This window comes from Bradyrhizobium sp. WSM4874 (assembly GCF_055811835.1).
Window position 1 is genome coordinate 1 of record NZ_JBVVPR010000083.1, and the last position, 11,736, is coordinate 11,736.

The 11,736-nt window shown below is 58.0% G+C and carries 9 protein-coding genes and 4 pseudogenes; 2 read left to right on the plus strand and 11 right to left on the minus strand.

Annotated elements, in window-relative coordinates:
- Positions 1–210: 210 nt before the first annotated feature.
- From AC0L3P_RS38130 to AC0L3P_RS38160, 7 genes and pseudogenes are all read right to left on the minus strand, one after another.
- Entirely contained in the window at positions 211–948 is a 738-nt protein-coding gene (locus AC0L3P_RS38130; RefSeq protein ID WP_473309190.1) for an SDR family oxidoreductase, read from the minus strand.
- Between the two features lie 26 nt (positions 949–974).
- Positions 975–1,528 (minus strand): annotated as a pseudogene (locus tag AC0L3P_RS38135) (oleate hydratase); the annotation flags it as partial.
- 63 nt (positions 1,529–1,591) lie between these two features.
- Positions 1,592–2,332 (minus strand): ketopantoate reductase family protein, encoded by a 741-nt coding sequence (locus AC0L3P_RS38140; protein ID WP_473309191.1) that lies wholly within the window; start codon positions 2,330–2,332, stop codon positions 1,592–1,594.
- Entirely contained in the window at positions 2,332–2,643 is a 312-nt protein-coding gene (locus AC0L3P_RS38145) for a hypothetical protein (protein WP_473309192.1), read from the minus strand. The genes AC0L3P_RS38140 and AC0L3P_RS38145 overlap by 1 nt, the downstream gene beginning before the upstream one ends.
- Complete coding sequence (locus tag AC0L3P_RS38150) at positions 2,630–3,190, minus strand: VOC family protein (RefSeq protein ID WP_473309193.1); 561 nt, start codon at positions 3,188–3,190, stop codon at positions 2,630–2,632. Before AC0L3P_RS38150 ends, AC0L3P_RS38145 begins: the two co-directional genes overlap by 14 nt.
- Positions 3,191–3,281: 91 nt before the next feature.
- Positions 3,282–3,680: an avidin/streptavidin family protein gene (locus AC0L3P_RS38155; RefSeq protein ID WP_473256510.1), complete on the minus strand. Its 399-nt coding sequence runs from the start codon at positions 3,678–3,680 to the stop codon at positions 3,282–3,284.
- 205 nt (positions 3,681–3,885) lie between these two features.
- Positions 3,886–5,673, minus strand: a complete 1,788-nt coding sequence (locus tag AC0L3P_RS38160; RefSeq protein ID WP_473309194.1) for a di-heme-cytochrome C peroxidase — start codon at positions 5,671–5,673, stop codon at positions 3,886–3,888.
- A 254-nt stretch (positions 5,674–5,927) separates the two neighbouring features.
- On the opposite strand from AC0L3P_RS38160, the pseudogene AC0L3P_RS38165 reads away from it, so the two are divergent.
- Positions 5,928–6,154, plus strand: a pseudogene (locus tag AC0L3P_RS38165) (transposase); the annotation flags it as partial.
- A 121-nt stretch (positions 6,155–6,275) separates the two neighbouring features.
- Here AC0L3P_RS38165 and shc read toward each other — a convergent pair.
- The 4 genes and pseudogenes from shc to AC0L3P_RS38185 form a co-directional block, all read right to left on the minus strand.
- Positions 6,276–8,348 (minus strand): squalene--hopene cyclase, encoded by a 2,073-nt coding sequence (shc, locus tag AC0L3P_RS38170; protein ID WP_473309197.1) that lies wholly within the window; start codon positions 8,346–8,348, stop codon positions 6,276–6,278.
- A 240-nt stretch (positions 8,349–8,588) separates the two neighbouring features.
- Positions 8,589–8,843: pseudogene (locus AC0L3P_RS38175) on the minus strand (IS3 family transposase); the annotation flags it as partial.
- Between the two features lie 208 nt (positions 8,844–9,051).
- Complete coding sequence (locus AC0L3P_RS38180) at positions 9,052–9,693, minus strand: phasin family protein (protein ID WP_473309195.1); 642 nt, start codon at positions 9,691–9,693, stop codon at positions 9,052–9,054.
- Between the two features lie 701 nt (positions 9,694–10,394).
- Positions 10,395–10,616 (minus strand): annotated as a pseudogene (locus AC0L3P_RS38185) (IS21 family transposase); the annotation flags it as partial.
- A 3-nt stretch (positions 10,617–10,619) separates the two neighbouring features.
- Between AC0L3P_RS38185 and AC0L3P_RS38190 the strand changes: the two are divergent.
- Positions 10,620–11,036 carry an AMP-binding protein gene (locus tag AC0L3P_RS38190; protein ID WP_473309196.1) on the plus strand — a complete coding sequence of 139 codons (417 nt, stop codon included), beginning with the start codon at positions 10,620–10,622 and terminating at the stop codon, positions 11,034–11,036.
- The last annotated feature ends 700 nt before the right edge of the window (positions 11,037–11,736 follow it).

Consider the following 11,736-nt stretch of genomic DNA (forward strand, 5'->3'; position numbering starts at 1 on the left):
CACTGCGCTTCGAGCGCGAGAAATTGATTGGGCGATTGCTTCCGCGGATATCATCGTGGCCAGCGGCCAGGCGCCGCGTTCACAGGCCGAACATATGACCGCAACGTCATCCCTTGTTCAACCAGAGAAAGATCTTGCAGCCCGGGCCGTTCCACATATGAGTCAGAGCCAAATTTGTAGGCCGAATGACAGCCGGCTCTCGACCAAGTCTCACAGACATTTGTGCGGGAGACCTACCGTCAGACCACCATCAACCACGATTTCCGATCCGGTTAGATAGGAGGACTGGTCGCTGAGCAGGAACAACACGACGTGCGACACTTCTTGGGGGTGGGCGGCCCGCCCGAGTGGAATCGGAAAACGGTAGCCATCACAGTTCCTGGTGGTTGGGGTGGCGACCAAGCCGGGATCAACAGAGTTCACTCGGACACCCGACGCCGCTGCCAGGGCAGCGGACTTTGTCAGACCCCGAACCCCGAATTTCGAGGCGACATAGTCATTGAGCCCTGCACTACCACGCAGCCCCTCGGCCGATGAGATGTTCACGATCGAACCGAAGCCAGCGCGGCGCATCGCCGGCAGAGCCGCCTGCATGCCGAGGAATACACCAGTCAGATTGACCGCCAGGGTTTTGTTCCACTGCTCGAGCGAGAGCTGCTCGATCGGGGCAAAGCTGCAGATGGCCGCGTTGTTGACTAGGCCGTTCAGCGCGCCGAAGCGAGTTTCTGCGCTCGCGATCGCGTTACTCCACCCCTCCCGGTTGCCTGATGTGCTCACGCACATATAGAGCCGACGTACCAAGTTGAGCCGCCAATGTTCTCCTTGTTCCTGAAGACGATCAGTGATCAGTACTCTTGCGCCCTCGCCTACCAGCAGGTGGGCATGAGCGGCACCCATCGCTCCAGCGCCGCCCCTCACTAGAATGACTTTCTCCTCGACACGCCTCACGACCGGGTCCTCGCTTCGTTTGTTGGCTAGCGGCGGTGCAGCGTTTTCCAAGGACTAAAAAGAATGCCGGGATCATGCTGACCCGTGTAGACGGGCGAGACCCCACGTTTAACGTCGAGCAAGGTGAACACGGCGGTCTGCGCCGCGCGGACGGAATATTCCACCGTAAACACGACGTCATCAGCCATTTCGCAAAATTGGCCGATGAAGGCGAGATTGCGCGATCCTTTGGGGATGACCTTCGGTCGATCTGTCTCAGCCCGCGGCATGAACTGCGCCGCTATGTAGGGCATCATCGCGGTCACGATACGTGAGCTGTCGAGAATGTGCGGAATACTATCCTCAAAGCGCAGGTGCGAAAGCAACTCGATAAGGACTTCACGCCCCGTGCACTCTGACATGGGCTTGTGGACGAAGTTACCGGGTTTGTCGGGGAGCAGCCCATAACCCCACCAGACCTCGGCTGTTCGAAATAGTGTGGCTGTGCGTTAGGGACAAAGGTCAGAAGCCAATTGGAATTCTTGATCGTGATCAGTCCGCCGTGCCCGGCACAGCTTCCGGTGAAGGCTTCAAGCCGATCGAAGAAGCTCGAATCATTGCCCGTGACCGTGAAGGACTCCCATTTGGATCCGGGGGCACGGGTTTAGCGGGGGAAGTTGGCCTTCCCTCTTGCGTGCAATTCCTGTGGAAGCAGGCAGTCATAAATAAACTTGTGCAACGGGATGGATACACCCAGTCTGCCGGCCCAACGCACCACCGCCCCGTTTGAATACTCCAACTCACTTGGCTTTCCGTTTGCAATGTCTCGTTGCACGAGTTGTGCGGGTTGCGGGCGAGACGTCGAGAAACTTCGTAGAACCGACAATAGCGGTTTTGCGATTGTCACGCGGCGTGCCCTGGCGAAGGCAACCACTTTCGTCCATACACTGTTCAAGCACCGACGCGTTTCTGGAATCGGGCGAGTGATAACCAGTCGGGGTCCTCGTAAGGGCGCCGATGCCGCCGAACGACGTGACCAGCGGGAACTTGTCCCAGAGAGGTGTGAGCATGTCGAGCGACCTTCGACCTTGACGCCGGCCGGCAAACGCCTGGTACAATGCTTCGATCCGTTCCATCGGACGGATTGCTTGGGCTGCCTCCGTCTCCTACCAAGCCTTGAGGCCCAGGAGAACAACGGCGAGGTCGGTGACCTGTGTGGGATGGTCTCGGTTGACTCGGCGGGTTGAATAATCATTTCTCCCGCAGGGGGCTCGAAGCGCAAGCCAATGGTCCGTATTGCTTTGAGATGTTGACCGCGAACTATGAAAACGACGTTCTCTCCGGCCAACGCCAACTGCGCCCAAGTAACCCCGGCGCCTCCTGTTCCAATGACGCCAAATCGCATCACTGTCTCCCGTCCAACTCGACAAAGCCAAGCGCTGTACCGAAATTGTTCGCGGGCGCCAGGACATGTCGGTTGCCTGTCTTTGCAAGAGGCAATTCCACCAATTGGCCGAGAGCCCGGCAAGCGACGGTGAACCCAGCGAGATGCGGGCCGTCCTCGGGATGGGGCGGGGTTACGCCGAAGGCGGCTTCGAACGCTTGCGGGCGGGCGAGCACAATTGTGCCGGTGCCCGTTTGAATGGGGATAGCATCCAAGCGCTCGCTGAAGCTGTTTGCACCCGCGACCGTCTGAATGTAACTAGCGAGATCCATTGCCGTTTCGCCCACAATCCAGACGTCCCGGACAATCGAAGCACCGTTGGAATGCTTGAGATATTGTGGCTGCTCGTAGTACTCTGGGCGGTAGTGCTGGCAGGCAAACAAGCCGAGCCACGGTGCCGCGGGATGGTTCACAAACGCGAGGGAGAACCCCACCTTCGCATCTGTCCCGTCGGGCATTCTTGCCAGTTCTCGAAAAATCGAATGCCTCAAAGGTTTGCAGACCGGCTGCATGCCAAGCCTGAATATCGGCGCGCGCATCCGAACTATCGAGCACCATCATCGAAAAGCCGTCGTGTCTCAAAAGGTAATCGCGATTGAATGCGGCAAACGAAAAATTGCCAGCGCGATGTTCGGGGACGTCCTGCGGATTTGTAACCGAAAGCAGTTCGAGATACGTACCGCGTAGCTGAATGATGGAGTTGCCGGTCCCAAAGGGATGCTGACCGTGCGGGACAATCGTAAATCCCAACGCTTGATAGTTCGAGCGCATTGCCTCCAGGTCGCGGCCCGCGAGAATCAAATGGTTGATGCCTTTCATCGATGAACACTCGCTCGGCTGATACCCATGCGCTTCGATGCCGCGCGCGCGGGCTTCAAGCCAGCCTCGCGCCGGAATTCCCAGGTTTGGTCTACCTCCTCGCAAAGAAGTCCCGCCCAGTCATTTTGTGAAACTTCCAGTCCGATCCCACGTAGTACAGTGTCCATCTAGTTGGAATATTGTTAGCAGCTACACGGCCATTCCAAACTGTGATCGTTTTGCAGTTCGGAGCTGAGGGCGCCGTCCAATTGACGTAGAAATCTATCTTGCTTGCCATGACGATACCCGCGACAGGGTAAGGCTGTCCCCGGCACGAAAATCCAGTCGCGTTGTTGATATACGTTCCCGTGAAATTCCCTGTTGATGCGTCTAGCGTTTGGATCGAAAGAACCGAGCCCCTTTGATTTACCCATGTAGATGGGGCCGGCAACTGCGCGTGAGCAGGCACCGAGATGAGCGTAAAGAGCACGAGCACAAATAAGCGTGTCATGGTATTCCCCTAAGCAACAAGCAACTGCACAAACCGTGCGGGATATGAGTTCGTTCTCATGCCCAGTTCAGGCGCGGAATTGCCGATGATCTCATTTCAAGGCCAGCCTGAACTCCGAAAGCTGCTCGCCAAAGGCAATTTGGCACGAGCGAGCGCATCGTTGCCGACAGCTGTTGAAATTCGCTGGAGGAAACGACGCAGCGGGTCACAGCGTCTTGAGGTATTCGATCAGCGCCTTTTTGTCTTGATCGCTCAAACTCGTCCCGTACTCGTGGCCGCATCGGCTGTCTCCAGAATTGACGTCATTACAATCCGTGACGGATAGTGTTTCGCTTAAGGGTTCCTGGGTGGCAGCAAGACCCACGTTTTCAATGTCGTATTTCCGCCCAATGCTAAACTGCGATTTGCGCTGTCCCGACGGCTTGAGCAATTCCGCCAGGGTAGGGACCGAGCCGTTATGAAGATAAGGTGCGGCGGCCCAAATACCCTGCAGAACACGAGCCTCGTAGGCGCCCCATGGAGGGAGTTGACCGCGGGCTGCTCTTTCTGCCCCCTTCCGCTTGGCTTTTTTGACCGCTTCCGAGGTGCTGACAGCGTCGAAAGCCGTTACCAGATCCTGCAGGGTTGGCGGTAATCGTACCAGCCCCAGAGACTCCGGAGTCTCCGACGAACCCGGATCTGACGCCGTCGCGACCCGTGCGTTGGAAGGGGCACCGCCGGCCAACAGGTGTTCTGCGATCGATCCAATGACCGAGGTTGCAAGAATGTCAAGGATTTGATCGTTCTCCTTGAGCGGCGCGGTCGCGAAGGGAATATACGCACCATTCAGCACGCCCGTCTTCGCTTTCCAGGCGAGAACATCGTATTCTCGTGTATCCGTACCGACGTTCTGGACCACGGTTCTCCATGTTTTGATGAATGGAAATCGCTGCTCGCCGTCTTCAATGCCATGACATCCGCTACATCCCCCTTCAGCGGGATCTCTTTCGAAAATCATTTTGCCCCGGATGGCTAAGGCAGCGTCAATCTTCCAGGGCCATTTCGGAGGGCCGATGCGCTTCACCAAGTTCTCAAGCTCGCTAAGACCGTCGAAATTGGTGGAATTGCCATTGAGGAAATTGATGACCGCACCCTGACGCTTAGGCTCGAACGTAGCGAAGACCCCTAGGACCTCGCCGACGTTCCGGGCCAGCCCCAAGATGTCACTTCCATTCTTTGCAAATCCCGGCCATTGCGTCTTGTCTTGCCGCGGCGCATTCCAAAGGAATGGGTATCTCACGGGAGCATCAGCGGTTTTTATGTTTTCCGGGATCATGAAATCGGGGGGCGGACCGATGTCCAGTCCGGATAAGCGGTTGAAGATCATCCCGACAGCATCCAGACGGCCCACTCCCCAGCCGTTTTTGGGCAGGGCTCGCACCATAAGCGTGTGAAACCGCAAGTACCACCTATCTACCTGCCGGCGAAGATCTTCAACATCGGCTATATCGGGAGTTGCGGACTGCAGAACAGATGCAGCAAACGAGGCAAAGGAGTCGTCGCTAGCAAGCACGTCACCGACTGCCTTGTCCAAATCGCCAAGCAGCGCGTAGAAGTCCACGAGCCCCGGACCACCGTCGACGCGATACACCTTGCCGTCAACTTCGATCTGGCGCGTATGGCATGCCGAGCAGGTCATTCCGACAAGCTGGAAACCTTCAGGACCGGAGGCATGAAAGCCGATGGGAAGGCTGGCCTTGCTTCCAGGATTGGGGAGATAGCCGTACCGCCCCAGACCATCGGCGAGGAACGCTTGTCCGTTTCTTTGCTTGAGCGCCTGCATCCAGGATAGGGTGATCAAGCGCGAGCCCTGATCGCGCACATAGAAGTCCGCTCTCGCCGCCGCGGTCCAATCTAAACCTTGGTCAACATAGATGGGATTGGCGTCAGCGCCCTGGGCGCTCGACCCTGTCGTGACAGCAACGGTTACTATCAGAAAGAGAACACGCAGCATCGTACGGCCCACCGTCTTTTAGACTCGCCCGAAGAGTTGTTCGCGGTACTAACTCCTCTCGCCGTCGCTGCAAGATGATCTCAGTCCTTGAAGCTGCCTCCGAGGCAAGTCGCCGTGTTATTAAAGATCTCAGGCCCAATAAATTCAACCTACCAAGGTTGGGAGTGATGAGAGCCGGCTTCGCAAATTTGAACAGGTCGATAAGTGGAGTTTCTGCCTGAAGACGGCGATAATCGCCGTGAACAGGAGAGACCATGAGCAGACGAGCACGCCGGAACCACACGCCGGCCTTCAAGGCGAAGGTGGCACTGGCGGCCCTCAAGGGTGATCGGCGATAGCCCAGCTGGCCGAGCATTTCGACGTCCACCCCAATCAGGCCTGGAAGTCACAGCTCGAGGGCAGCGCTTCGGCGGCTTTCGGACCGGGAGGCGGAGCGCCGGCGATCCCGGCGATCGATGTGAAGTCGCTCCATGCAGAGCTGATGCTGACACCCGCCTCGATACGCCGCCTATCTCACGCCGTCATCACCCACCTTCCCGCATAGCTCCGTGCGCGAGTTCGTGCGGATTGAGCTAGCACAACGTGCCATCGTTCTGCTCATGCTAGTTCTTGGGGCTGTGCAGAGTACGCGAGCGGCGCTGGGCGGCGGCTCGCCCCAGTGCGAGAAGTGGAAAATAATGGCGATACATGTTGAAGCTCAACATGAACCCACGTGATAGCTCCCTGCCCTGTTGCAGCCGCTTTGCGAGCTCCTGGGCCGTTAAGTTCGTACGAGCGCCAATCCCGTAGCCCGGAAAGCCTGTCGCGGTGTAGAACTCTTCATTCCAGGTTCCATCGGGCTTTTGCATAGCACAGAGATACTCAACACTCTTCTGTATTGCCGCACTGGTTTCGCGGCTGCTATCGACTGAAAGAAGGCAAATGAGACCCCACGCCGTTTGTGATGGCGTGCTCGGCCCCCTCCCGCGAAGCTCCGGATCCATGTAGGAAGCGCAAGTTTCACCCCAGCCACCGTCTTCATTCTGTCTCGATAGGATCCAAGTAATAGCCCGCGCCACGTAGGACTGTGTCATGTCCTCGCCTATCGCCTGGAGAGCGGGTAATACGGCAGCGGTGCCGTAGATGTGATTGACACCCCACCGCCCAAACCAGCTTCCCGCTTCTTCTTGCTCGCTTCGAATGTAACCTACGGCCCGCCGAATAGCGGGGTGCTTGATGTCGTATCCGAGTGCGGCAAAGGCTTCAAGAACATGGGCGGTCACATCGACGCTTGGTGGATCGATCGCCTCTCCAAAATTGCAAAATGGGATCTTCGAGATAATCTCTTTGTCGTTGTCTCTGTCAAAGGCAGCCCAACCCCCGTTGCTGCACTGCATAGCCAGCGTCCACTTCACACCGAGTGCGATCGCGCGCTCTGCTCTCCATCGCAGATCTCCGATTGTCGGTCTCAGCTTCCCGAGAACAAGTAACGCGACGGCAGTATCATCAACGTCGGGATAGTAGTTGTTGGCACGTTGAAAAGCCCAACCACCGGGGCTTACGTTCCTAACCTTTACAGACCAATCTCCGGGAACACGAACCTGCTGACTGATAGCCCAATCTAAGGCCTTGCAAACCGCGGGGTTATCGGAGGACACGCCAGCCTCGTGGAGCGCAAGGACGGAGAGTAGCGTGTCCCACACCGGAGATTCGCTAGCTTGGATATGAATAGCGCCATTACGCTCGTAGCTCCAGTAGGCTCCCAAGGCGGAAATAGCTTTGGCCACCAAAGGATGATCAAGCCGGTAGCCCTCGTTGACTAAGGCGATCAATCCATACACCCAGGGTGGTTGGAGGCCTCCCCATGTGCCGTCCGCATCTTGATGCCTGATCGTCCATTCGAGACAAAGCTTGATGGCATTCTCACGAAAGGGAACCAGCTTCGATCGCTGCGCTTTGTGAAGAACGCGATCAACCTTTAGGAAAAGCCATTCCAATGATAGGATGCGCGCGTGCTCCGCGGGAATTCCAAAATCGAAGTCCTCATAGGGAGTGGGAAAGAGTTCTTCGAGTTTGCTCCCGTCGGGAAGCGGCCAAACGGGCGTCCGCGCCGCCAGGACGGTGAGAGGCACGATCGTCGCGCGAGCCCATTGAGCGAAGTTATAGATGTTGAAGGGAAACCAAAGCGGCAACCGAATAAGTTCTGGCGGCAGATTGGGGGTGTGCTGCCACGGCCAAACCCCCAACATGGCCAGCCAATATCGCGAGAAAACCCGGAGATTTCTTAGCGCGTCATGCTTCTTAATCCATGCACGCGCGCCAGCGAGTTCGTCGCACCGCGGGTCTAGCCCCTTGGCGCGCAGCGCCGCGTAGACCTCCACAGTGGAGTTGATGTCACCGTCCGGTGCGCCTGGATATATGCCCCAGGAACCGTCCGGCCGCTGCCGTTGCAGCAAGGCCTTGATGATCTTCTCCTCAGTGGGCAAACGAAACCCGGCTATGTGACTGGCGAGCAACCACTCGGCCTCAATGGTCGAGTTTGACTCGACCATGCCAACCCAAAATCCAGATGGATTTTGAGACTTCCACAGCCAGTCAATCGCTGATTGGATTGGTTGAGATAGGCGACCGGCTTCGAGTTGAGCTGGCGACAAGTCTTCCGAACCATCGGAATCCATGAGAGTTTCGGAGACCATGTTGCGGGTCCGTGTAGTTAGATGACATGAACTGAAACGTCCGGGGTTTGCCAGTGGGCATTTGGTCTGAGTCATGCGGCCAAGCCGGCGGTTCCAACATGACGTACTAGCCTTGCTCGGCTTGGACCGGCCGCATGTTGGCTGGCCTGCAGGAGCCGCCGGTTGTTGACCATCACCCCCCGAGGTGGCGAACTCAAGGGCCTCAAAGTTTCCCAAGGTCGGCGCCGATCGATGAGCTCGACCTGTAGAGGTTTTGTCGAGAGCGTTATCATCGGAAATTGCGACACTCCCAACAGAGGGGCACGACGTTCAGCCAGGTGTTCGGTGTATTTGATAGGGACGTAGTGGCTACCTGGCTGGATATGATGCTCAAGCTCGCCGCGATGGACCGGTCGGCAATCGTGAAGGGGCTGCTCCAGCCCATCGAGCACGAAGTCTGTGAGCCGTGCGGGAGGCCCGCCAGCCCACGATTCTGTGGGCCTGGGAGTCGCTCACAGATTCACAAGGCATGAGGATACCTATCCAGGGCTATACCGACTGCGTGAACAACGCAGGAGGCGCAAACCGGTTCGCTTTCTGTAGTGGTCGTCGCTTTCATCGGCTATCGCGGGCCGATGGTGGTCTGGCACGAACAGATGCATGCCGTGGCAACAAACAGACTCTGGCCACGCGATAAAACGAAATCGCCAACCAAAAAGCTGATTCAGGTAGGCGAGTGCCGGACTTCTTCTATACCGTGCTTAAGCCGCTTTCCGGCCTCGTCGGCCATTTTGATCGACAGGTCGGCGACTCGACGAGTGGTCTCAAGAGCGGATTCCAGCGTCTGCCGCAGAACGTGACTTTGTGCGGCCACAAGGTCCTGAGGAGACTGGCACTTCCACAACGCTTCATTGTACTCAAAATTGCTATCCACTTCTTGTCGAGCCAGCTGCCAGTACTCTTGAGCTATTCCACTCCCTAATTTCGCAGCAGCGCTAGTAGTTGAAAGGATCGTTCGCCCATCGCGCGCCCACCGTTCCGTTGCTTCTGTGGCGTACTGCAGCCGTTGTCCTGAGACACCGAACATGTTCCCAATTTGCTCCGTATACCGTCTCATGACTGAGGTCGTCGCTTGCAGGCCGGCTCGCGATGCGGCTTGCATCGTCAAGAAGTTCTGCTCGGCAAAAATGGCAGCTGATCGGGCTAGTTCTTCTCCGGCTTGAGCCGCACCATGGCCAACGCGTGCACCCTGATCAGCTGCGGCCTGTCCCTTCGGGTTGGTCTGCTCAGCCGCTTTCTCGCCGGAGTGGCGAGCTGCATCTTGCGTTCTTTGGGTGGATTTATCTTCTTGGCTTGCGTTTGCCATGTCTGATCTCCAGTTTTGCAGTTGATTGCTTGCCTCGCATACACTTGAACCGTCGGCGTGCTTCGGGCTTCAGTTGTAGCGCGCGCCGCTCATCAAGCGGCCCACTCAGTTAGCGAAAAATTGAGCAAAGCGAACCTACTAATTCTGGTGGAGCACGGCCTTAACAATATGGGCAAGGCCACACTTGGAGTTTCTGGCCTGACAGCGAGCAAAATGTCCGCCCGATCAGGAGAGACGATAAGCAAACGAGCCCGCCTGCAGCACCAAGCACCGCATTGAAGACCGGGGTGGCTTTAGCCGCGATCTGGGGCGAGATGACACTGGCCCAGCTGAGTGTTAATCGGCGTTGAACTGTGGTTCAATAGGAGAAGCGGCCACGGGCACCGGATCGGATGGAGCTTCGCGCGATAGGAATGGCCAGGACGGGTCTTGCCGGTGTGGAAGGTGCGATGACGCAGCCGCCCGAGCAGCCAGCGCTCGACCATGAGGACGGCCTGCTCGACCTTCCCCTTGTCACATGCCGGTCGCGGCCTCGCCGGCTGAATGGCGGTGCCGTAATGCGCCGCCATGTCGGCGTAGCTGGGGTTGACCTGCGGATCGTAGCGGCAGGCCTTGATCACCGCTGACCCTGGTATTCTCCCGCACCAGCAGCGCCGGCGCGTCGCCGATCGCCTCGAAGACGCCGACATGGCCGCTGATCGAGTCCGCGAGCCCCTGAGTGCAGGTCGCCTGCGCGTAGGTGAAGCTGGATGCCCCGAGCACCGCCACAAAGATCTGCGCGGCGCGCCGCTCCCCGGTGAGCCGGTCGATCACCACCGGCACGCCCTCGCCCGCATAGTGGACGAACAGCTTGTCCCGGCCGCAGACGACTGACGCATCACCACCGAGAGCGGGCCTTCCCAGGCGCGGTAAAGCTCGCAGAACCTTTGACACCCGCACTGGCGCGCGCGTGGCTTGCCTTATATCCGCGGGTCCCCATTCTCAACCACTACGGGCCGACCGAGTGCGCGGACGGCGTCACGCATCATCTGGTTTCCGCGCCGCCTGCGCTGGCTGACGCTTATGTGCCGATCGGCAAGCCGATTTCTATTCTTGAGGTTTATATCGCCGACCGGCCGCGGCGGTGCAAGGCGGGAGAGGTTGGCGAAATCTGCGTTAGCGGGGTTGGCGTCGCTGCTGGTTACGTCAACGACGACGTCCGCACCAAGGATGCCTTTTGCGCCACACCCGTTCTGTTCCGTCCTTCCAGCGCCTATACAGGACAGGCGATCTCGGCCGCGTTCGTTCCGATGGCCCCTCGGTCGACGGGACCGTCAGGTCAAAATCCGCGGGCACAGAGTTGAGCTAGGAGAAATCGAAGCTCGCCTCTCCGCTCACCGCTCGGTGCGTGGCGTCGTCGCGGTCGCCTCGGTCTGCGCAGGCGTAAAGCTTACCGCGAGAGACATAACCAGCGCCGAGGGGGAAAGCGGGACGAGACGACTCATCTCGTATGTGTCCGCTCCAGCTGAGGTAACGGAAGGCAAGCTTCAGAACGTCCTTGCCGAAGCGCTGCCCATCTACATGCTCCCAGAAAGAATCATCCACGTCGACAATATTCCACTGACCAGTAATGGAAAGGTCGATCTTGGAGCCTTGCCCGACCCAACCGGTCTTCGCCCTCCATTGCCGACGCCATTCGAGGGCCGCAAACCGACCTCGAAGCGCAGCTGTGCCAAATTTGGTCCGGTGTTCTGCGCATCGAGAACATTGGTGTGAATGACCAGTTCATAAGCCTCGGCGGACGCGCTTCGAGCGATGCTCATATTGGGCCGTTTGCAGACTCAGATCGGAGTGAGAACGGATTTCAGGCTGGTCCTGAATGGAACGATCTGATCTCTTGCGGCTTCGATCTGTGCGCGAGCCGAATCTAGAGCGTGCACAGTACCGACTCGCGGAACGCTTACACGATCGCCTCTGACGCGAGTTCAAGAGCACCTGTGGTTTCTTTCGCAGCTCGATCCGTCTGCCAGGAACTACATCATTCAGGGCGGCTTGCGCGTGCGG

Excerpts from the sequence above, each read along its gene's own strand:
- AC0L3P_RS38150 (WP_473309193.1), bottom strand. The coding sequence starts at position 3,190 with ATGAAAGGCATCAACCATTTGATTCTCGCGGGCCGCGACCTGGAGGCA.
- AC0L3P_RS38145 (WP_473309192.1), bottom strand. The coding sequence starts at position 2,643 with ATGGATCTCGCTAGTTACATTCAGACGGTCGCGGGTGCAAACAGCTTC.
- AC0L3P_RS38140 (WP_473309191.1), bottom strand. The coding sequence starts at position 2,332 with ATGCGATTTGGCGTCATTGGAACAGGAGGCGCCGGGGTTACTTGGGCG.
- AC0L3P_RS38160 (WP_473309194.1), bottom strand. The coding sequence starts at position 5,673 with ATGCTGCGTGTTCTCTTTCTGATAGTAACCGTTGCTGTCACGACAGGG.
- shc (WP_473309197.1), bottom strand. The coding sequence starts at position 8,348 with ATGGTCTCCGAAACTCTCATGGATTCCGATGGTTCGGAAGACTTGTCG.
- AC0L3P_RS38180 (WP_473309195.1), bottom strand. The coding sequence starts at position 9,693 with ATGGCAAACGCAAGCCAAGAAGATAAATCCACCCAAAGAACGCAAGAT.
- AC0L3P_RS38155 (WP_473256510.1), bottom strand. The coding sequence starts at position 3,680 with ATGACACGCTTATTTGTGCTCGTGCTCTTTACGCTCATCTCGGTGCCT.